16 protein-coding genes are annotated in these 21,516 nt (G+C 71.6%); 10 read left to right on the top strand and 6 right to left on the bottom strand.

Features of this window, described 5'->3' with window-relative positions; all coding sequences use genetic code 11:
* Window positions 1-231 precede the first annotated feature (231 nt).
* The 3 genes from O1Q96_RS40265 to O1Q96_RS40255 all read left to right on the top strand — a co-directional run bounded on the left by O1Q96_RS40265 (window position 232) and on the right by O1Q96_RS40255 (window position 5,873).
* Window positions 232-2,121, top strand: coding sequence for a serine/threonine-protein kinase (locus tag O1Q96_RS40265; RefSeq protein ID WP_269253915.1), 1,890 nt, complete (start codon window positions 232-234; stop codon window positions 2,119-2,121).
* Window positions 2,122-2,293: 172 nt separating this feature from the next.
* Window positions 2,294-3,946 carry a serine/threonine-protein kinase gene (locus O1Q96_RS40260; protein ID WP_269252816.1) on the top strand — a complete coding sequence of 551 codons (1,653 nt, stop codon included), beginning with the start codon at window positions 2,294-2,296 and terminating at the stop codon, window positions 3,944-3,946.
* A 229-nt stretch (window positions 3,947-4,175) separates the two neighbouring features.
* Complete coding sequence (locus O1Q96_RS40255) at window positions 4,176-5,873, top strand: serine/threonine-protein kinase (RefSeq protein WP_269252815.1); 1,698 nt, start codon at window positions 4,176-4,178, stop codon at window positions 5,871-5,873.
* Between the two features lie 127 nt (window positions 5,874-6,000).
* On the opposite strand, the gene O1Q96_RS40250 is transcribed toward O1Q96_RS40255, so the two are convergent.
* A complete protein-coding gene (locus O1Q96_RS40250) occupies window positions 6,001-6,831 on the bottom strand; it encodes a hypothetical protein (protein WP_269252814.1) in 831 nt (276 codons plus the stop codon).
* 121 nt (window positions 6,832-6,952) lie between these two features.
* On the opposite strand from O1Q96_RS40250, the gene O1Q96_RS40245 reads away from it, so the two are divergent.
* The 3 genes from O1Q96_RS40245 to O1Q96_RS40235 all read left to right on the top strand — a co-directional run bounded on the left by O1Q96_RS40245 (window position 6,953) and on the right by O1Q96_RS40235 (window position 12,173).
* A complete protein-coding gene (locus tag O1Q96_RS40245; RefSeq protein ID WP_269252813.1) occupies window positions 6,953-8,368 on the top strand; it encodes a diacylglycerol/lipid kinase family protein in 1,416 nt (471 codons plus the stop codon).
* 299 nt (window positions 8,369-8,667) lie between these two features.
* Window positions 8,668-10,293: a succinic semialdehyde dehydrogenase gene (locus tag O1Q96_RS40240; RefSeq protein WP_269252812.1), complete on the top strand. Its 1,626-nt coding sequence runs from the start codon at window positions 8,668-8,670 to the stop codon at window positions 10,291-10,293.
* Between the two features lie 89 nt (window positions 10,294-10,382).
* The gene (locus O1Q96_RS40235; RefSeq protein ID WP_269252811.1) at window positions 10,383-12,173 is read left to right on the top strand and encodes a GMC oxidoreductase; all 1,791 of its coding nucleotides are present in this window, start codon (window positions 10,383-10,385) and stop codon (window positions 12,171-12,173) included.
* A gap of 159 nt (window positions 12,174-12,332) precedes the next feature.
* On the opposite strand, the gene O1Q96_RS40230 is transcribed toward O1Q96_RS40235, so the two are convergent.
* Window positions 12,333-13,331, bottom strand: coding sequence for an LAETG motif-containing sortase-dependent surface protein (locus O1Q96_RS40230; protein ID WP_269252810.1), 999 nt, complete (start codon window positions 13,329-13,331; stop codon window positions 12,333-12,335).
* Between the two features lie 294 nt (window positions 13,332-13,625).
* On the opposite strand from O1Q96_RS40230, the gene O1Q96_RS40225 reads away from it, so the two are divergent.
* Window positions 13,626-14,780 carry a hypothetical protein gene (locus O1Q96_RS40225; RefSeq protein WP_269252809.1) on the top strand — a complete coding sequence of 385 codons (1,155 nt, stop codon included), beginning with the start codon at window positions 13,626-13,628 and terminating at the stop codon, window positions 14,778-14,780.
* Window positions 14,781-14,788: 8 nt separating this feature from the next.
* Complete coding sequence (locus tag O1Q96_RS40220; RefSeq protein WP_269252808.1) at window positions 14,789-15,556, top strand: hypothetical protein; 768 nt, start codon at window positions 14,789-14,791, stop codon at window positions 15,554-15,556.
* 603 nt (window positions 15,557-16,159) lie between these two features.
* Here the strand turns inward: O1Q96_RS40220 and O1Q96_RS40215 are convergent.
* Window positions 16,160-16,465: a chorismate mutase gene (locus O1Q96_RS40215; RefSeq protein WP_217457848.1), complete on the bottom strand. Its 306-nt coding sequence runs from the start codon at window positions 16,463-16,465 to the stop codon at window positions 16,160-16,162.
* 319 nt (window positions 16,466-16,784) lie between these two features.
* On the opposite strand from O1Q96_RS40215, the gene guaA reads away from it, so the two are divergent.
* Window positions 16,785-18,359 (top strand): glutamine-hydrolyzing GMP synthase, encoded by a 1,575-nt coding sequence (gene guaA / locus O1Q96_RS40210; RefSeq protein WP_269252807.1) that lies wholly within the window; start codon window positions 16,785-16,787, stop codon window positions 18,357-18,359.
* Window positions 18,360-18,427: 68 nt separating this feature from the next.
* Here guaA and O1Q96_RS40205 read toward each other — a convergent pair whose 3' ends face one another.
* Together O1Q96_RS40205 and O1Q96_RS40200 are read right to left on the bottom strand one after the other, a co-directional pair.
* Entirely contained in the window at window positions 18,428-18,910 is a 483-nt protein-coding gene (locus O1Q96_RS40205) for a pyridoxamine 5'-phosphate oxidase family protein (RefSeq protein ID WP_269252806.1), read from the bottom strand.
* Window positions 18,911-18,969: 59 nt separating this feature from the next.
* Complete coding sequence (locus O1Q96_RS40200; RefSeq protein WP_269252805.1) at window positions 18,970-19,518, bottom strand: hypothetical protein; 549 nt, start codon at window positions 19,516-19,518, stop codon at window positions 18,970-18,972.
* A gap of 246 nt (window positions 19,519-19,764) precedes the next feature.
* On the opposite strand from O1Q96_RS40200, the gene O1Q96_RS40195 reads away from it, so the two are divergent.
* Window positions 19,765-20,559 (top strand): class II aldolase/adducin family protein, encoded by a 795-nt coding sequence (locus O1Q96_RS40195; RefSeq protein WP_269252804.1) that lies wholly within the window; start codon window positions 19,765-19,767, stop codon window positions 20,557-20,559.
* 40 nt (window positions 20,560-20,599) lie between these two features.
* Here the strand turns inward: O1Q96_RS40195 and O1Q96_RS40190 are convergent, their stop codons facing one another.
* Window positions 20,600-21,508, bottom strand: coding sequence for a DUF4429 domain-containing protein (locus tag O1Q96_RS40190; RefSeq protein WP_269252803.1), 909 nt, complete (start codon window positions 21,506-21,508; stop codon window positions 20,600-20,602).
* Between the last annotated feature and the right edge of the window lie 8 nt (window positions 21,509-21,516).

The raw sequence follows: 21,516 nt of genomic DNA, 5'->3' as shown, positions 1-21,516 counted from the left end.
GACACTGTCCCGCACCGAAGCCTGTGCCGTCATGACGTCGACTCGGCAGAAGTCGCAATGCGGTCGGGGCGCCGGGGCGGTGGTCGACGCCTGATCACCGGACGGCAACGGCCCGTTCACGTACGCGGCAACCGTCACAGTGCTGTCCCCGTCGGACCCCGCCGGTTCCCTGGGCGCGGACCGGTCCTTAGTCTGACGCTGTCAAGAGCATTGCGGGGAAACGTGAATCAGATGCAGGGCCTGCTTCTGGCGGGCCGCTACCGGCTCGCCGACTCCATCGGCAGTGGCGGCATGGGCCGGGTGTGGCGAGCGCGGGACGAGGTACTGCACCGTGCCGTCGCGATCAAGGAACTGACGGCCGCGCTGTACGTGTCCGAAAGCGAGCGGGCCGTTCTCCTCGCCCGTACCAGGGCCGAGGCCCGGGCGGCGGCACGCATCAACCACTCGGCCGTCGTCACCGTGCACGACGTGCTGGAGCACGACGGCCGGCCCTGGATCGTGATGGAGCTGATCGAGGGGCACTCGCTCGCCGACGCCGTCAAGGAGTCCGGGCGCGTCGAACCGCGGGAGGCGGCCAGGGTCGGGCTGTGGGTACTGCGGGCGTTGCGGGCCGCGCACTCCGCCGGCGTGCTGCACCGCGACGTCAAGCCGGGCAACGTACTGCTCTCCGAGGACCGGCGCGTGCTCCTCACCGACTTCGGGATCGCGCAGGTCGAGGGGGACACGACCATCACGCGCACCGGTGAGATCGTCGGCTCGGTCGACTATCTGGCGCCGGAGCGTATCCGCGGTCAGGACCCGGGCCCGTCCGCCGACCTGTGGGCGCTGGGCGCGACGCTCTACACGGCGGTGGAGGGGAGGTCGCCGTTCCGGCGGACGACACCCCTGACCACCATGCAGGCCGTGGTCGGCGAGGAGCCCGACGAACTGGAGAACGCCGGCCCGCTCGCCTCCGTCATCACCGCGCTGCTGCGCAAGGACCCCGCCCGGCGGCCCGGCCCGGAGGAGGCCGAGCAGATGCTCGCCGAGGCCGCGGAGGGACGCACGCCGAACGCGGCACAGGCCTATGTGCCGACGCAGCACGTGATCAACCCGCACGAGCCCTCGGGCCGGCACGGGATGGAGCCCTCGGGCCAGTACGGGCAGGAGCCTCCGGGCACGCCCGGGCAGGAACCCGCGGGCACGTACGGGCAGGGAGCCGGTGCGTACGGGCCGAGTCCCCAGGGGGCGTACGGACCCGGGCAGGGCGTCGCTCCCGGGCCGCAGGGGGCCGTCCACCACGGCGCCCATGGCCACCCCGGCTTTTACGGGACCCAGGGCAGCCAGGGTCCGCAGGGTGGCTACGGCGGGCCGGGCGCCCACGACACCTACGGCAGCCATGGCGGGCCCGCCGTCGACCCGGCCGTCGCCACCGCGAGCCAGCCGGCGGCGGTGGGGCAGCCCGCCCGCCGCCGGTGGAACACCCTCGCCGTGGTCGTGCTGCTGGCCGCGCTCGTGGGAGGCGGTGGCGCCGCGGCGATGCTGTACGCGAACGGGTGGGGTGCCGGCACGTCGGCGTCCTCGGACCCCTCCTCGTCCCCCACGAAAGGGTCCCCCACGAAACCGACATCCTCGGCGGAGGGGGACGGGAAGCAGACCGGGGAGGCCCAGGCCGGTGGTGTGCCCGACGGCTGGGAGCGGGTCAACGACGTCAAGGGCTTCAGCCTCGTCCTGCCCAAGGGCTGGAAGCGGCAGGTCGACAACGACCAGATCGACTACTCGCCCGACGGCGGGGAGCACTTCCTGCGCATCGCCGTCGACGACGCCCCGGACTTCGACAGCCCGTACCGGCATCTCGTCGACCTGGAACAGCAGTTGCAGCGGCTGACCGACTACCGGCGGGTCGGTCTGGAGGCCAACACCTTCCGGGACCGCCCGGGGGCGCTGTGGGACTTCACCTGGACCGCGCTGCCCAAGGACACGGAGTTCCCCGGCCCGCGCCGGGCCATCGAGCAGGCGTATCTCGGCCGTGACGGGGTCGAGTACGTGATCTACATGTCCGCGCCCGCCGCGGACTGGGACACCGCGAGGGAACAGTTCGACGCGATCCTGCGCGGGTGGCGGCCGCCGGCCGGGGAGTGACGCCGGGGCCGGGGAGTGACGCCCCGGCCGTGCCGAGTCGACTCCGGCAGGGCGGAGGCAGTCCCGGCCGGCCTCCGGTCGCCCCGAAGCCCGGTGGCGGGTACGTCGCTTGTCGGCCACCCCGGACGCGTGGCCCCGGAAGGGTCCCGTCCGGTGCGGCATGATGGGGCGCATGGGGACCGAGGGGGAGAGACCGGAGGACAACGCCCGTGTCATCGCGGGCCGTTACCGCCTGGAGGCCAGACTCGGCCGGGGCGGCATGGGCGTCGTGTGGCGGGCCACGGACCAGTTGCTCGCCCGGCAGGTGGCCGTCAAGGAACTCGCCCTCGACACCTCGCTCTCGGCGGAGGAGTCCCGGTTGCAGCGCGAGCGCACGCTGCGCGAGGCACGCGCGGTCGCGCAACTGCGGCATCCGCACATCGTCGTCGTGCACGACGTCGTCGAGCAGGACGAACGCCCGTACATCGTCATGGATCTGCTCGAAGGGGGCTCGCTCGCCGAGCGGATCTCCCGGCACGGCCCCGTCGGCGCCGTCGAGGCGGCCCGGATGGGGGTCGACCTCCTCGGCGCGCTGCGCAAGGCCCACGGCGCGGGGGTCCTGCACCGCGACCTGAAGCCCGCCAACGTCCTCCTCACCGAGGAGGGCCGGGTCGTCCTCACCGACTTCGGGATCGCGCAGGTCGCGGGCGCGACGACACTCACCGAGAGCGGGTCGTTCGTGGGCTCGCCCGAGTACACCGCGCCCGAGCGGATGGCGGGGTTGCGGACCGGGCCCGAGTCGGACCTGTGGTCGCTCGGCGCACTGCTCTGCACGGCTCTGAGCGGTGAATCGCCGTTCCGCCGCGACTCGTTGGGCGGGATCCTGCACGCGGTGGTGGTCGACGAGATACGTCCGCCCGCCGCGGCCGCGCCCCTGCTCCCCGTCGTACGGGGCCTGCTGGAGCGCGATCCCGAACAGCGGCTCGACGCGGTGGAGGCCGAGAGGCTGCTGCGGGCGTTCCTCGACACGGGCCGCACACCGGCCGTCCCGCCCGGATACACGCCGACACAGCGGGACGTGCCCCGGCGGGAGCCCGGCGCCCCGGCTCCGACGCCACCGCCCGAACCGGCCGGGACACCTCCGCTGAGGCCCGCCGCGGCCGTGTCCACGTCGATGCGCAACGTGCTGATCGCGGCCGCCCTCGTCGCGGCGATGGCCGGGGCGGGCGTGTCCGCGGCCGCGCTGCTCATGCGGGACGACGAGGGCGACGGGCCTGCTCCGCCGTCGAGTTCGGTCTCCTCGCCCCGTACGGCAGCCACGACCACGAGTCCCGCTGCGAGCCCCGCGCCCACCGTCACCGTCACCCGCACCCGGCCCTCCACCTCCACCGGCCGCACCGCGCCCGCGGGATACCGCCTCGCCAAGGACGCGGCGGGCTTCTCGCTCGCCGTCCCCGAGGGCTTCACCCGCGAGGAGCAGGGCGAGCGGATCTTCTACCTGTCGGCGGGCAAGGTCTTCCGCATCGGCGTCAAGACGGCCGACCCGGAACCGGGCGGCCCGCTCGCGGTGATGGGGCGCGCGGACGCCAGAGGTCCGGACACCAACCCCGGCTACCGCGAGGGCCGTGTCACCGAGACCACCCGCTCCGGACGCACCGCCGCGCTCTGGCAGTTCACCTGGAACGGTTTCAGCGAGGCGGAGGGTGCTCGGCACACGTTCGACCTGTGCTGGGAGGAGGACGGCCGGATGTACGACGTGTGGGTGTCGGCCCCGGTCGGCAGCGCGCGGGAGGCGCGGGAGTACTTCGACGTCGCGGTCGACACGTTCGCCCGCACGGATTCCTGAGCCGCGCGAGTTCCTGAACGGCACGGATCGTGAGGCGCGTGAGTTCCTGAGCACCCCGAACTTGTGCGCCGCCGCACGGTCCGTGCGCCGCGTCGACCCGTCAAGCGCACGACGCCGCAGAAAGGCACATGTCGTAAAAGGCGCATAAGGAACGTCGTGCGTCACGGGTCTGTGACCGGAAAGCGCCCAGGGTGGAGCAGAAGCGCTTGCCACGATAAGGATGGTTCCCATGAGCAGCAACGGGGGAGCCCCTTACGGTCCCGACGAACCAACGAGTTTCGGTCTGCAACCGCCGCGCCCGCCGGCCGCCGTGCCGTACCCCGGGAATCCGTACGCCGCACCCACCCAGGTCGTGCCCGAACAGCAGGCGCCCCAGGAACCTCAGGCGCCCCAAGAACCCCAAGAACCCCAAGAACGCCAGGCATCCCAGGAGCCCGGCGGCGGCCGGCTCATCGCCGGGCGGTACCGGCTGCTCGACAAACTCGGCCACGGCGGCATGGGCACCGTGTGGCGGGCCAAGGACGAGACGGTGGACCGGGAGGTCGCCGTCAAGGAACCCCGCGTACCCGACCATCTTCCCGAACGTGAACGAGCCAATGTCTACGAGCGAATGCGGCGCGAGGCGCGCGCCGCGGCGCGGCTCGACCACCCGGCCGTCGTCAACGTCCACGACGTCGCGGTCGTGGACGGCCGGCCGTGGATCGTGATGGAGCTGGTCCGGGGCCGTTCGCTCGGAGCCGCCCTCCAGGAGGGCACGCTCGGCGCGCGCGAAGCGGCGAGAATCGGCCTCGAGGTGCTCGGCGCGCTGGAGGCCGCGCACGCGGCGGGCATCCTGCACCGCGACGTCAAGCCGGACAACGTCCTGCTCGGCACGGGCGACCGGGTCGTCCTCACCGACTTCGGCATCGCCCAGATCGAGGGCGAGACGAATCTGACGGACACGGGCGGCTTCGTCGGCTCGCCCGAGTTCATCGCGCCCGAAAGGGTGTTGGGGCAGCGCCCGGGCCCGGCGTCGGACCTCTGGTCGCTCGGCGTGGTCCTGTACGCGGCCACGGAGGGCGTCTCGCCGTTCCGCCGCAGCAACACGCCCGCGACGCTCCAGTCCGTCCTCAACGCCACGCCGGCGCCGCCCAGCACGGCCACGGGACCGCTCGCCGAGGCGGTCAACGGTCTCCTCGACAAGGATCCTGCCCACCGCCCGAACGCCGCACGGGTCCGCGCGCTCCTGGAGCAGACGGCGCGGCCGCCGCAGCCCGAGCCCACGCGGGTCGTCCGGCCCGAACCGCCCACCCGGAGACAGCTGCGGGTCGGCCGCAAGGGCTGGACCGGCATCGGCGCCGCGGTCGTCGCGGCGGCGGTGGCGGCGTACGTGGTGGTCGCGGACCCGTTCGCCGGGCCGCTGCCGGACGGCTGGAAGAAGGAGGACGTGAAGGCCCTGGGGGCGACGATGGCGGTTCCGGCCGGTTACCAGAAGACGGTGCCCAAGGCCGACGCGCCGGCGGAGGAGCACTGGGTCACGTTCACCGATCTGAGCGGCACCCTCTGGGTCAGTCTGTCGCTGGCCAGGAAGAGCGAGGACACCTCGGGCGAGATCGCCGCGTCGGCGCCGGCCGAGATGTACGACGACGACGCCACCTACAAGAAGAACGGCGCCTACGCCCTCGGTATGGACGCCGATCCGGCGCCGAAGAGCACGCCCGACAACTCCACGTACAAGGACCGCAAGGCGGCCCGGAACACCATCGTCTACTCCAGTCTGGACTCCGACTCCCCGCGTCCGCGCGAGATCCAGCTGCTGTACTACAAGACCAGTTCGGGCGACATGTACAAGCTCATGATCGGCTACCCGGGCAGGGGCGACTTCACCGAGCGGGGACGCGAGGTCGCGAGGACGGCCATCGCGAACCTGGACATCGACAAGCTGTGAACCGATGGATCCGAACCGACGGAGGAACGGATCCGAACCGACGGAGGAGGGAACCGGCGAGGGGACGGGCCGGTGCGCCCGGACCCGCCCCCGCGTCGGTCTCCCTCTTCCGTCAGCCGGCGTCCGGTCAGCCGAGCTTGGCCGTCTGGGCCTTGATCAGGGCAGCCGGCACCGCGTAGTCGGAGACCTTCGCGTCGTCGGCGAAGGCCGCCAGGCTGAACGTGAAGTACGTGGCGACCGTGCTCCCGTGCCGCGCGACCTCCGCGTGCACGACCGGGTCACCGTCGGTGTCCGCGGTCGCCGCGAACGCGAGTGACTCGTCGCCGCTGCCGGACGCCTTCTCACTCGCGATCTTCTTGAACTTCTGGGGCTCGCCCTTCGCCGTCGCCGTGAAGCCGCCGCCGCAGCCGTCGATCGCGGCGGAGACCGAGGCCATGGTCTCCTTGGCGCCGTCCCCCTCGTACGAGGAGAGCGAGACGATGCTCACCGTCGAACCGAGGGCGTCGGTGATCGAGTTCATCGCGTCGTCGAGCTCCTCCTCGGTCATGTCCTCCATGTCCTTGGTGGGGGACGCGCTCGGCTTGGCCGTGGGGTCCTCCTGGGCCATGCGGTTGACGTAGGAGGCCGAATCGCCCGGCGCGAAACCGGTGAGGACGTACACGAGAGGCGCGCACTTCTCGTCGACGACCTTGATGTCCTTCTTGGAGGAGGCGAACTGCTCGGCCCCGTCGGCCGGACCGACCTTGAAGCCCTTGACGTCCGCCGTGGCGATGATGAGCTTCTCCAGCTCACTGTCGCTCAGGACCTTCGCTGCCGCGGCCGGTTCCTTGGCCCCGGCCTTGTCGCCCGAGTCCGACGCGCCGTCGGAGCCGCTGTCGGAACACCCGGTCACCAGGGCGAGCGAGAGGACCGACACGACGGCGGCGGCACCGGTACGCGGCAGCGCGAATCTCTTCATTATTCGAATATTCCTTCGGAGTTATCGGGGTGGAGCTGGAGTCTGTGCGGCGGTCAAGGAAACGTCAAGTCGGGTCAGGGAGGGCATACTGCTGCCCCTGACGTGGAGAGAGGCGGCGGGCGTGGGCCTGGATCTTGACGGGCGGGCGCATGCCCGGCAGCGGTGGGCGGCGCGCGGCGCACTGGCCGCCGCCGGTCTCGCCGTGCTGCTGCCGCTCGGGTACGCGAGGGCCGCGAGCCTGCTGCTCGTCGCGGTCGGGGTGTTCGGCACGGCGGTGACCGTGGCCGCGCTGTGGTGGGTGCTGACCCTGCGGGGGACGGCCCGGGCGGCGGCCGCAGCCCTCGCCCTCGCGACACCCGCGGCCGTCGTCTGGATCTTCGCCGCCGCGAACCTGCTGTGGGTCGTCGTCGTGTCACTGGCGCTGTGGTGTTCCGCCCTGTGGGCCGGGAAGTTCGCGCTCAGCAGCACCAAGTCGCACGCCGTGAGCGTGGCGGAGTACCGGACTCCCGCCCCCACCAGGGCCTTCCTCATCATGAATCCGCGGTCCGGAGGCGGAAAGGTCGAGCGGTTCGGGCTGAAGGAGAAGGCGGAGAGGCTCGGGGCACGTGTCCATCTCCTCGACGCCGAACGGCAGGAGGACGTGACCGAACTCGCCCGGCGGGCCGTCGCGGACGGGGCCGACCTGCTCGGCGTCGCGGGCGGGGACGGTACGCAGGCGCTCGTCGCCGCCGTCGCCGCGGAGCACGACATGCCGTTCCTCGTGGTCTGTGCCGGGACGCGGAACCACTTCGCCATGGACCTCGGGCTCGACCGCGACGACCCGGCCGCCTCCCTCGACGCGCTCACCGATGCAGGGGTCGAACTCCGCGTCGACCTCGGCTTCGCCGACACCTACCCCTTCGTCAACAACGCCTCGTTCGGGGCGTACGCCGTCGTCGTGCAGAGCCCCGCGTACCGGGACGACAAGGTCCGTACGACGCTGGAGCTGCTGCCCGAGCTGCTGACGCACGAGCGGGGGCCCCGGCTGACCGCCCGGGTGGAGGAGGCGGACGGCGCCGCGGCGGCCGTCATCGACGCGCCCCAGGCGCTCCTCGTGAGCAACAACCCCTACCGCATGGACGATCCGGCGGGGCTCGGCTACCGCGAACGGCTGGAGTCCGGGGTGCTGGGCGTCCTCGGCATCCGGGTCGAGAACGCCGCCGACGCCGCCGGCCTGCTGCTGGGGCGCCATTCCACCGGGCTCACGGTGCTGACGGCCCGTGAGGTGGTCGTGGACGCCGACCGCCCCGGGATCGAGGTCGGCGTGGACGGCGAGGCCCTCGTCCTGCCCACGCCGGTACGGTGCCGGATCGAGCCCGGTGCCCTGCGCGTGCGCGTGCCCGGGAACCGCCCCGGCGTGCCGGAGGCCAGGCCGCCCATGGACTGGCGCCGGCTGCGCAAGCTCGCGGCGGCGGTGGGACGCACGGCCCTCCCCAAACACCGGTCGCCGCACAGGAAGGGACCCCTGCCCGGCGGTCGGACCCCTCCCACGGCCTGACACCGACGGGCCCGGCTCGGCCGGCGCGGGATCGTACGGCGGGCCGCCGGCGAGCTGGTGGGACGGGACGCGGCGGTCGAGGGGCGCGGCTGCCGGGGGACCTGGGGGACGGCCCGCGACCGTCTGAGGATCATGCCGTGACCATTCGCACCGATTCGTCGGCCCGTCCCTGATCATCGCCGGACAACACCCTGATCAGGCCATTTATTGCCAGTGATCACTGGCGTCGTGTGTGTACTCCGTGAATCCCTATTACCGCCGGGTACCCAAAGAGGCCGGGCGGGCATACCCTGCGGCTCATGACGGACTCGCAGGCCCCGGTACAGGCCCCGGAAAAGACCGGCACCAACCCCCTCGCGCCCGCCCCCGAGGGCGCCCGCACGGCTGCTGACGTGGTCACGCCGGAGCTGATCGCACAGCTCACGCGTGGCGTCGCAGGTTCGGGCCGGACCGCCAACCACACGCCGTTCACCGGCGAGAAGCTGGCCGACCTGCCCGAGTCCACCCCGGAGGACGTCGAGAAGGCCTACGAGCGGGCCCGCGCGGCCCAGGCGGTCTGGGCCCAGGTACCGGTCAGGCAGCGCGCGGCCGTCCTCCTCCGCTTCCACGACCTCGTGCTCGCCCGCCAGGCCGAGGTACTGGACCTGATCCAGCTGGAGACCGGCAAGGCCCGGCTGCACGCCCACGAGGAGGTCCAGGCGGTCGCCGTCGCGGCCCGCCACTACGGCCGCCGGGCACCCTTCTACCTGCGCCCCAAGCGGCACGCGGGCGCCATGCCGACCCTCACCAAGGTCACCGAGCTGCGCCACCCGCGAGGCGTCGTCGGCCAGATCGCCCCCTGGAACTACCCGCTGGAACTCTCCGTCGGCGACGCGCTGCCCGCCTTCGTCGCGGGCAACGCCGTCGTGATGAAGCCCGACACCGAGACCTGCCTCACCGCCCTGTGGGCCCGTGACCTGCTGATCGAGGCGGGCCTGCCGGCCGACGTCTTCCAGGTCGTCCTCGGTGAGGGACCCGTCGTCGGCCCGGAGGTCGTCAAGCACGCCGACTACGTCTCCTTCACCGGCTCCACCCGCACGGGCCGCCAGGTCGCCCAGGGCGCGGCCGCCCGGCTGGTCGGCGTCTCCCTCGAACTCGGCGGCAAGAACGCCATGCTGGTCCTGGCGGACGCCGACATCGACAAGGCCGCGGCCGGCGCGGTCCGCGCCTGCTTCTCGTCGGCCGGCCAACTGTGCATCTCCATCGAGCGGTTGTACGTCCACGAGTCGATCGCGGACACCTTCGTGGAGCGGTTCGCCGCGCGGACCAGGGCCATGCGGCTCGGCAGGTCCCTCGCGTACGGCGCCGAGATGGGCTCGCTGGTCGGCGAGCGCCAGCTGGAGACCGTGACCCGGCACGTCGAGGAGGCCGTCGCCAAGGGGGCGACGGTCGTCGCGGGCGGTGTCGCGCGCCCCGACATCGGCCCGTACTTCTTCGAGCCCACCATCCTCGACGGCGTCGAGGCGCCGATGGCGGTCTGCGGTGAGGAGACCTTCGGCCCGGTCGTCTCCATCTACCGGTTCAAGGACGAGGACGAGGTGATCGAGGCCGCCAACTCCACGGCGTACGGCCTCAACTCGTCGGTCTGGACGAAGGACGGCCGCCGCGGTGCCAAGGTCGCGGCCCGGCTGCGCACCGGGACGGTCAACATCAACGAGGGCTACGCGCCCGCGTACGGCAGCGTCCAGTCGCCGATGGGCGGCATGAAGGACTCCGGCCTCGGCCGCCGGCACGGCTCCGAGGGCATCCTCAAGTACACCGAGGCCCAGACGGTCGCCCAGCAGCGCCTGCTGCCGATGGCTCCGTCCCTCGGCATGGACGACGAGAAGTACGCCCAGTTCATGAGCCGCAGCCTGCGCCTCATGAAGGCGTTCCGGTTCCGCTAGGCGCGCCGATGGGGCGCGGGGCTGTATCGATTCGCGGCTCCGCCGCGTGAGCGCGAGCAACGGCAAACGACCCGCAGCAAGGAGACGACGTGCGGCAGCAAGACGCGTCCCACGACTACGACTACGACGTCATCGTCGTGGGTTCCGGCTTCGGCGGCTCGGTGACCGCCCTGCGCCTCACGGAGAAGGGCTACCGCGTGGGCGTCCTGGAGGCGGGCCGCCGCTTCACCCGCGGCACGCTGCCCAAGAACTCCTGGGACCTCAAGAACTACCTCTGGGCGCCGAAGCTCGGCATGTACGGCCTCCAGCGCATCCATCTGCTGGGCAACGTCATGGTGCTCGCGGGCGCGGGCGTGGGCGGCGGTTCCCTCAACTACGCCAACACCCTCTACGTACCCCCGAAGCCGTTCTTCGAGGACCCGCAGTGGAAGGACATCACCGACTGGCAGGCGGAGCTGAAGCCGTACTACGACCAGGCGCAGCGCATGCTCGGCGTACGGCTCAACCCGACCATGACCCCCTCGGACGTCCATCTCAAGGCGGCCGCCCAGCGGATGGGCGTGGGCGACACCTTCCACATGGCGCCGGTCGGTGTCTTCTTCGGTGACGGCGAGGACGCCGACGGGACCGTGAAGGCGCAGCCGGGACAGCAGGTCGACGACCCGTACTTCGGCGGCGCGGGCCCGGCCCGCAGCGCGTGCGCCGAGTGCGGCGAGTGCATGACGGGCTGCCGGCACGGCGCGAAGAACACCCTCAACGAGAACTACCTGTACCTCGCCGAGAAGGCGGGCGCGGTCGTCCACCCCCTGACGACCGCCGTGTCCGTCACGGACGACTCGCGGGGCGGGTACGCCGTCTCGACGCTCCCGACCAACCGCAGGCGGAGGGGCGAAGGGCGCGTCTTCACGGCACACCGGGTCGTCCTCGCGGCCGGTACGTACGGCACGCAGACCCTGCTGCACCGCATGAAGGCGGGCGGCCAGCTGCCGTACCTGTCGAAGAGGCTGGGCGAGCTGACCCGTACGAACTCCGAGGCGCTGGTCGGCGCGCAGACCAGCGACCGCCGCTACCGCAAGGTGACCGGCGAGGCGAAGGTCGACTTCACCCGCGGGGTCGCGATCACGTCCTCGATCCACCCGGACGCCAACACCCACATCGAGCCCGTCCGTTACGGCCGGGGGTCGAACTCGATGGGCGGCCTGTCGATCCTCCAGGTCCCCTACACGGAAGGCTCGTCGAGGGTTCTCGGCTGGCTGCTCAACGCGGTGCGGCACCCCGCCCTGGTGGCGCGCTCGCTCTCCAACCGCCGCTGGTCCGAGCGCACGATCATCGGCCTGGTGATGCAGTCCCTCGACAACTCCCTGACGACGTACCTGAAGCCGAAGGGTGCGGGCAAGGGCCTGCTGACGTCACGCCAGGGCCACGGGGCGCCCAACCCGAAGCAGATCAGGGCGGCTTCGGAGGGCGCCTCCGCGATCGCCGCGGAGATCAACGGCTTCGCCGGTTCGAACGTCGGCGAGCTGATGGGCACCCCGCTGACCGCCCACTTCCTGGGCGGCTGCCCGATCGGCGCGTCCGCGGACGAGGGTGTCATCGACCCCTACCACCGGCTGTACGGGCACCCGGGCATCTCCGTGGTCGACGGTGCCGCGGTGACGGCGAACCTGGGTGTGAACCCGTCCCTGACCATCACCGCACAGGCCGAGCGCGCGATGTCGTACTGGCCCAACAAGGGCGAGGCCGACCCGCGTCCGGCGTCCGGAGCCGCGTACGAGCGGCTGAAGCCGGTCGAGCCGCTCTCGCCCGCCGTCCCCGCGGACGCCTTCGGCGCGCTGCGGCTGCCGTTCCTCGGCATGCCGGTGATGCCCCCGAAGAAGTAGCGGCCACGCATCCCCGTACCTCCGGGAAACGACGAAGGACCTGCGCCCCCCTCCGAGTGCAGGTCCTTCGTCTCTTGCGTGAAGCGCTCAGGCCTTACGCGTCCTGCGCGGCCGGCTCCCACCGGCCCGCAGGCGAATCACACGCTCCGAGCGGAGCGCTTACGCGTCGGCGCCGGACTTGCGGCGACGGGCGACGAACACCGCGCCCGCACCGGCGACGAGGGCGACACCGCCGACGAGACCGATGGTCGGCAGGGCGGAGTTGGAGCCCGTCTCGGCGAGGTTGCCGGTCGGCAGCTCGGAGACGTTGCCCTGCGGCTTCTTCACCGGGTCCTTGTCGCCGTCGCTCGGCTTGGCGGTACCCGGCTTCGGGTTGGTGGAGCCGGCCTTCAGGACCTCGAAGTCGTACTGCGCCCAGCCCTCGGCGATGCAGTCCTGGCCCTTGACGTTGTCCAGGTAGGCACCGGAGCCGAAGGAGTACGAGTCGCCGGCCGGGGCGCCCTTGTCGACGCTGAAGCGCAGGCTGACCTTCTCGCTCGCCTTCGCCTTCAGGGACTCGACGTAGAAGAAGTAGTCACCGGCCCAGTTCTCGTCGCCGATCCGCTCCCACTTGCCGGACTCGGTGTTCTTGAACTCCAGCGTGACGTACGGGCTCAGGAACTTCGCCTCGTCGAGCTCGTAGTTCTCGATCTCCGCGTAGAAGGCGACACCCTTGATGTCGGCCTTCGACTCGTTGGTGACGACCAGGTTGAAGTTGTGGAAGCCGTCGCCCGCGACGATCTTGCCGGGCAGACCCTTGATGTCCGCGGACACCTTGGCGTCGCCGTAGTTCTCGTCGACGTCCTCGCAGTACGGGACGTCCGGGTCGGTCGGCTCCTCGCTCGGCCCGGGCGTCGTCGACGGCGTCGTGGAGGCCGTCGTGCCGGCGCTCGGGGTCGGCGTGCCCGAGGGGATCTCGGTGCTCGGCGGCGTCGTCGTGGGCGTCGCGCTGGGCGTCGTGGTCTCGGTGCTGGTCGCCGTCGCGGTCGGCGTCGTGGACGCGGACGACGTCTCGGTGGGCGTGGTCCCGTCGGCGAACGCGGCCGGAGCCGACAGCAGCGCGAGCGGGGCTATGACAGCCGTCGTGGCCGCAGCGGCCATGACACGGCGAAGCTTCATGAAGACCTCGGAAAGTCCGGTGCGCCGCAACGACGCGGCACGAGATTCGGGAGGCCTCCGCGTGCCGGGCACGGGCATGGCCGTTGGTTCCGCAAGTGAGACCTGTGACTCCTGTGAAGGGTTGTCCTCGAACTCACAGAATTCTTATGTGGGGTGGGTCACACCCGGGTTCGACTTGTGAACTGCCCCGCCCACGCCTTAGAACTGACCCTCGTTTGGCTGTCGAGCAGGCCGGACAGCGAGTCGTCAGCAAGCCGGCCCCCGGGCCGACGATGGGGGAGAGGCGCGAGCGCCGTGGCCGAGAAGCCGTCCGAGAAGTCACCCGAGGAGCCCGGGGAGTCCATACCGGACGAGATGTGGGAGCGGTTCGTCCAGGACAGCGAGCGGGACATCCGGACCTCCGAGGCACCCAAGGAGCCCTCGGCGCGCGCCCGCATGGTGACCGAGCGGCTGCGTCAGCAGGAGGCACGCGGCGAACTGCCCCCGGGCTGGCGTACGGGTCCCGCCTGGCAGGAGATGAACGGGCGTGCCGCCCGGCGCCGCAGGATGTGGGCGATCATCGGCATCCCGCTCGCCGTCGTGGTGGCCGTGGTGGCCATGAAGCCGTCCCTGCTGCCGGGCGACTTCTTCGGCACGGACCCGGGCTCGCGGAACGCGCCCCCGCTGCCCGAGGAGACCGCGCCGGAGACCACCGCCCCGGGTTCCGCGCCCGGCACCCCCACCCTGGACAAGCCCTTCGCGGGCTCCCCGGCCCTGCGCTACGCCGACGGCGCAGCCGGGATCGTCCTGCCGGATGCGAGGCCGGTCGGTTCGTTCTCGAAGGACCAGGTCGCCCAGGCCCTGGAGCGGACCAAGTCCCTGCTCGTCGACGCGAATCTGGACCGCGAGACGCTGCTCGGCGGCCGGCCCGAGACCGTGCTCGACAAGGTTCTCGACCCCCAGCAGCCCGAGATGCTCGACGACGCGAAGTCGTGGCTGCGCGAGCCCGGCAAGGACAACGACCCGCTCTGGCTCTTCAGCCGTTTCGACCCGGACGAGGTGCGGCTCGTCGGCGACGTGGTCAAGACCCGTGGCCGGACGACCTTCAAGGCGGGCCGGGACGGATCCGTCGCCATCCACGCCGACTACACCTTCGTCTACGCGCTGGCCCCGGCCGACCCGGACTCCACGGAGGTCACCCGCACCATCGTCCGCCGGGTCCTCGACCTGGAGCTCGCGGACCCGGCGAAGTACCGGGCGACCCCGGGCAGGCTCATGGTCATCCGACACGACCAGGACCTCTCCAACTCCGCCTGCGACGTCTACGACGGCTTCCTGCACCCGCAGTTCGACTCGGCCTCCGCCCCCTCGGGCGCACCGCCGAGCGGGCCCACCACCGACCCGTACGACCGCAGCCGGGACATCGGCGCGTCCGGTTCGGAGTCGTGTGGGACGGTGTCGCGGACATGATGAACAGGATGAGGACAAGGATCGCGCGGCCCCTGGTGGCCGCATCGGCCCTGGCGGCCCTCGGCGGCACCGCGGCGTGCGGCGCGGGCGGTACCGCGGGAGACGGGAAGGCCTCGCCGTCGGCGGCGGGCGAACGGACGGCCGACGCGGGCGAAAAGAAGGCACCCACCCGGCAGGCCGAGGCCGCCCCGGAGTCGGGCAGGGCGGACGGGCCCCTGCGCGAGGCGCAGTTGAAGAAGGCCGCGCTCGTGACGGGTGACGTCAAGGGCTTCGAGGTCAAGGCGTCGGAGGGCGCGGACCTGCTGGGACAGTCCGTCCCGGCGAAACCGGCGAAGTGCCAGTCGGTCGCCGACATGTTCCTCTTCACCACCGACCCCCCGTCGGCCGCCGGAGTCAGCCGTGGCGTCAGCCCGAAGGACGAGACGAACGCCTCGGTGACCACGCTCACCCTCCTGTCGTACGAGCCCGGCGAGGCCGACGAGGTGATCGCGGGGCTGCGTTCGGCGACCGAGAACTGCACCGCGTACCGGCACACCGGCTACGACTACAAGGACGTGAAGGCGCTGGCCGGCCCGGACCTGGGCGACGAGTCCGTCGCGTTCAGGCTGGTCGCCTCGATCGAGGGGGCGGAGGTGCCCGCCGCGTACACGGTCGTCCGGGACGGGACGACGCTGGTGGCCTTCAGCTCGATGAACATGCTGGACGTGGACGAGGTCGAGGTGCCGGACGAACTCGTCGAGGCGCAGCTCGCCAAGCTGGAGAAAGCGGCGGACTGACGGACCCGCCGGGACGGGCGAAGGGCCCCGCGGGACGATCCGCGGGGCCCTTCGTGGTCAGCACCGACGTCAGGGCAGCGCCGGTGCCTTGGAGGCGGCGCCGGGGGGGGTAGCGCCGCTTGGTTGTCTCGTCCGCCGGTCGGCGCCCCGGCGCACGGGGGGCGCGCACGTGGTGTCGACCAATGGCGGTGGGGCGGTGCGATGCGGTGGGGCGCAGGGACTTCGGGTGGTTCCAGGCATCGTGCTCGACGGGCCGCGGCCTCCGCAACCGTTTCGACCGCCCTTGTGCAGATTCCGCCGACCGGCTCCGGGCGTCCCCGGAGCCGGCCGTCTCTTGGGTGACCGGGCTGCTGTCCCCTGCCGACCGGTCACTTCTCTGGAACGAGGTCCCACGGCGTACGTCCGTACGCCTCATCGTCCCAGCGGAGCCACGCGTGGTTCTTCGGGCCCGCCCCTGGCTGACACGGACACCGGGACCAACGAAGCCTCTCGCGGGGCGGTCACGCGTCGTACGGGTGAGAGGGCATGGGCACGTGCGTGCACCGGACGTCCGTCGTACGCGGATGTCGTACCCGGGTGTCGTACGCGCTGCCGCAGGCGGCCTCAGACCCGGCCCCGGCACAGCTCCAGCAGTGTCATCGCGAGCGAGGTGCCGGGCTTGCCCAGGGCGTCCCTGTAGTGGCCGAGCACCTCCATCTCGCGCGACAGGTTCACCCGGCGGCCGCCCGACGTCATCCGGGCCTCCTGGATGACGGCCGAGACGGCCATGCGTTCCTGGACCAGGCCGATGATCCGGTCGTCGAGCGCGTCGATGCGTTCGCGGGCTCCGGTGATCACGCCGGCGGCTTCCTCGGTACGGGCGCCGGTCCTGTCCGTCGCGCCGGCCGGGTCCGTGGTGACTGTGCTCATCTCGTGGGCTCCTCTTCGAGTGGGGTGCCCCGGAGCGGCAAGGTCCGGAAAACGCAGGCGCCCCGGGCCTTGTCGGCCCGGGGCGCCTGGGAAGTCGCTTGTCAGTTGCTCAAGCAGCACGACCATGGCAGCCGGTGGGCCGGTTGCCATAGGTAAAGACGAAGGTCTGGTGCGTGAGCATGGGAGCAGTATGCCCGCGCGGACGGCACGCTCCAACCCGGTTCGGATACTGAGACGCCCTTTTTCACCCGTGGGCGCCTGCCCCGCGGCCCCCGTTAGACTCGGAACCACAGCCCGTTGAACCGCCGGAAGGCAGACCGTGCCAGAAGTGTCCCCCGTCGCCCCCGACACCGTGCTGGTCGTCGACTTCGGCGCGCAGTACGCCCAGCTCATCGCCCGCCGAGTCCGTGAGGCCCGGGTCTACAGCGAGATCGTCCCGAGCACCATGCCGGTCGACGAGATCCTCGCCAGGAACCCCGCGGCGATCATCCTCTCCGGCGGCCCCTCGTCGGTGTACGCGGACGGCGCGCCCCGCCTGGACCGCGCGCTCTTCGAGGCCGGCATCCCCGTTTTCGGCATGTGCTACGGCTTCCAGCTCATGGCGACCACCCTCGGCGGCACGGTCGACAACACGGGCGCCCGCGAGTACGGCCGTACGCCGCTGCACGTCTCCAAGCCGGGCTCGACCCTCTTCGAGGGCACCCCGGACGAGCAGCCCGTCTGGATGTCGCACGGCGACGCGTGCAGCGCGGCCCCCGAGGGCTTCTCGGTGACGGCCTCCACGGACGTCGTCCCGGTAGCCGCCTTCGAGAACGACGAGAAGAAACTGTACGGGGTCCAGTACCACCCCGAGGTCATGCACTCCACGCACGGCCAGCAGGTGCTCGAACACTTCCTGTACCGGGGCGCGGGCCTGACCCCGTCCTGGACCACCGGCAGCGTCATCGACGAGCAGGTGGCACTGATCCGCGAGCAGGTCGGCGACAGGCGCGCCATCTGCGGCCTGTCCGGCGGAGTGGACTCGGCGGTCGCCGCGGCCCTCGTGCAGAAGGCCATCGGCACGCAGCTGACCTGCGTGTACGTCGACCACGGTCTGATGCGCCAGGGCGAGACCGAGCAGGTGGAGAAGGACTTCGTCGCGGCCACCGGGGTCCAGCTCAAGGTCGTCGACGCCGAGGAGCGCTTCCTCACCGCCCTCAAGGGAGTCAGCGACCCCGAGGAGAAGCGGAAGATCATCGGCCGCGAGTTCATCCGGGTCTTCGAGCAGGCACAGGCGGAGATCATCGCGGACGAGGGCCCGGAGGTGGCCTTCCTGGTCCAGGGGACGCTCTACCCGGACGTGGTCGAGTCCGGTGGCGGCACGGGCACCGCCAACATCAAGTCCCACCACAATGTGGGCGGGCTTCCCGAGGACCTCGAGTTCGAACTGATCGAGCCGCTCCGCAAGCTCTTCAAGGACGAGGTGCGGATGGTCGGCCAGGAGCTCGGCCTGCCCGAGGAGATCGTCCAGCGCCAGCCGTTCCCCGGTCCGGGTCTCGGCATCCGGATCGTCGGCGAGGTCACCAAGGAGCGGCTCGACCTCCTCCGCGAAGCGGACGCCATCGCCCGCGAGGAGCTGACGGCCGCCGGCCTCGACCGTGACATCTGGCAGTGCCCGGTCGTGCTGCTCGCCGACGTGCGCTCCGTCGGCGTCCAGGGCGACGGCCGCACGTACGGCCATCCGATCGTGCTGCGGCCCGTGTCCTCCGAGGACGCGATGACCGCCGACTGGTCGCGGCTGCCGTACGACGTCCTCGCGAAGATCTCGACGCGCATCACCAACGAGGTCGCGGACGTCAACCGGGTGGTCCTCGACGTGACGTCGAAGCCGCCGGGCACCATCGAGTGGGAGTAGTCCCGCGAGCCCCGGGGACCTCGCGTCCGCCGGGGCTCCTGCTCCTGCCGGGGCCCGGTTCCGTCTGATCAGGTCCGCTTGAGAGTCCGCACCGGCTCTCCGGGCTGCCAGATCTCGACGACCAGATACGTGTCGTCCTCGACGTGGGTCCGTACGACCTCCGTCAGCTCGGTGCGGAAGAGGTGGAACAGCTCCGGCGGTTCCGCCTCTTCGGCGTACCGGGCCCTGTCCGCCGGGTCGTGGACCTCGACGGCCCGGCCCGCGATCCGTACGTCGCCGCCCCCCATCTCCGTGCCGGGACCCGGGTTCGCCTGCAGGGCGAAGCGCGGGTCGCGGCGCAGGTCCAGCGCCTTGAGGGAGTCCGGCATCATGCCGAGCCACAGCTCCCCCTGCGCGAAACGCACCTCCAGCCCGCAGGTGCGGGGCGACCCGTCCCTGCGCAGGGTCGCCACGGTGTGGTGGGTGAAGGCCGCGAACCGTTCCTCGACCGTCCTGGCGAGGTCCGGTTCCGCGGTGGTGAAGGCTGCCCAGTTCGGCGTCGTCCGAGTCATACGAGGAGTCTGGCGCCGTTACCCGACATCCGCTGTCGCCCTTTCGGCGGGAAAGAGCCTCAGATCAGTCCCGCCGACCGCAGGCGCCGGGCGAGCCGGTCCCTCCGTAACACCTCCAGGCGCAGGACGACCGTGAACACCGCGGCCATGGTGGCGCTCGCGGCGAGTGACGCCCTCCAGCCCGCGGGGATCAGCAGCAGAGCCATCAGGGCCGCGCTGGCGGTCATGAAGACGGCCTTGCGACGCCAGTCGAGGTCGTCGGCCAGGGCGTCGAACTCGATACGGGTCCTGAGCAGCCCCACCGCCGGTGCCACGTCCGGCAGGGGCTTGAGCGTGCCCGGCCGCATGCCCGGGGCGCGGCCCGCGGCGAGCCGGCCGAGAGCCGCCGTACTGCGCTCGCGGGCCTCGGGGCGCGGGTCACGGACCAGCCGGACCTGAAGTGTCTGGCCGAGTCTGCTCGTCTCCTCGTACCGGAAGCCGTACTGGACGGCGATGTAGGTGAGTGCGGCGAGGCGGCGGGGGGACCCGCCGGGGTCGTCCAGGACGACCACGTCGCGGGTGGCGACCTGTCGGAGCATGTCCGCGATGAGGCGCTCGGTTCTCTTCATGGGCGGGCGGGGGATGCGGTCGCGGGGCGCGGTCCGCGCAGCGTGTGGGGGTTACTGCGCAAGGGGGTCCTCCAGGGGGCGTCGGTGCAGGTGCCCGACCGATCGGTGTTCCAGTCAGGCAGACCAGTAACCCCGTACAACGGTTGTGCACTCTCTTCTCCTGCATCTCTGTTTTCCTGCGCGGACCGCCGGTAACTTCCCGCCCGTAACCACGTACGGAGTCCGTTCCTCAGGGCTGGAGGACATATGCACGGGCCCACCCCGCCCCTGCCCCTTCCCACCGACCGGCTGCGGTTCGCCATGCCGCCCATGCACGAGTCGCTCGACGACGAGCGCCGGCACCGCAAGGAACGGCTGGCGGGCGCGCTCAGGCTCTTCGGCCGGCTCGGTTTCGAGGACGGGGTCTCCGGTCACATCACCGCACGCGACCCCGAGTACAGCGACTGCTTCTGGGTCAACCCGTTCGGGATGCCGTTCAAGCACGTCACCGTCGGTGACCTCGTGATGGCCAACGGCGAGGGGCAGGTGCTCGAAGGCCGCTACCACGTGAACCAGGCCGCGTTCACCGTGCACGCCCAGGTGCACGCGGCCCGTCCCGACGTCGTCGCGGTCGCCCACTGCCACTCGGTCAACGGGCGCGCGCTGTCCGCGCTCGGCGACCTGCTCGACCCGATCACCCAGGAGAGCTGCGCCTTCTACGAGGACCACGCGCTCTACGACGCGTACTCGGGCGTCGCCGTGGACGCCGAGGAGGGACGGCGGATCGCCTCCGCGCTCGGCTCGTGCAAGGCGCTCGTGCTGCGCAACCACGGGCTGCTGACGGTCGGCGACTCGGTGGACGCGGCGGCCTGGTGGTTCCTGTCGATGGAGCGGTCCTGCCAGGTGCAGCTGACCGCGTGCGCGGCGGGGCGCCCCGTGCTGATCGACCACAAGCAGGCGGTCGCCACCCGGGAGCAGCTCGGCGGGGATCTGGTCGCGTGGATCAACTACCAGCCGCTGTGGCAGGACATCAGCCGCAGCGAGCCGGACCTGCTGTCCTGACGATGCCGTGAACCGCCCCGAGCGAGCGACCGCCCCGGTCCTAGAACCCGCGCAGCACGGCCGCCTTCGTCGTCGCGAACTCCTCGTCGGTGAGCACGCCGTCGCGGTGCAGTTCGCCCAGCTCCCGCAGCCGGCGCAGCAGGACGTCGTGGTCGTCCCGCGGGGACGGCCGGGACCGAGCGGTGTCGCCGGGGGCGGACGGCAGGCGCGGCGGATCGCCCTGTGCGTGGTCGCCGGCCCGCGTGGACGGGTGCGGGAGACGGGCCATGACCGCGGTGGCGACGAGGGCCGTGAGCAGGTCGCGGCGCGTGCTGCCCCACAGGTCGAGGGCGAACGGGTCCTTCTCCGGCGGCAGTTTGGAGAACACCGAGTCGTGGGTCACGAACCGCAGGAAACCGTCCTCGTAACCGGAGTTGGGCAGCCACTCCACCCGCACGAGATCCGGCAGACCGATGATGCGAGGGCCCGTCGCCCGCTTCACCCGGTCGGAGGTGTCGCTCCAGTCGATACGGACCTGGACGCCGTCGAAGGACACCGTGCCGTCGCTGGAGCGGACCGAGACGGGCACGGGCGGGCCGGGCAGGAGGTACGTCCGGGCGGCTTCCTCGGGGACCTGTTCGAGGAGCAGCGCGTGGCGGATCTCCTCGGCGACGTACTCGGCGACGCCCGAGCGGTCGATGTCCACAGACAGCCGGTACGGATCGGCCGCGTCGGGCAGCCGTCCCCCGGTCGCCTGGAGCAGCGGGTCGGCACCCTCGCGCAGCCTCAGACGCAGGCGGCCGCGCTTGCGTTCGGGCTCGTAGACGACCCCCGAGACCGCTTCGAGGGGCACGGCGACCTCGCCGTACGTCTGCCGGAACAGCGGCACGGAACGGTGCAGGCCCGGGGTGATCCGGACCGTACTGCCGTCGAAGGCCCAGGTCCCGTCGCGCTGGATGATCTCGGCCATACGGAAAT

Source organism: Streptomyces aurantiacus, from assembly GCF_027107535.1.
Lineage (GTDB): Bacteria > Actinomycetota > Actinomycetes > Streptomycetales > Streptomycetaceae > Streptomyces.
Note: the sequence above shows the minus strand (reverse complement) of the source record. Positions and strands in the feature narration are given on the sequence as shown.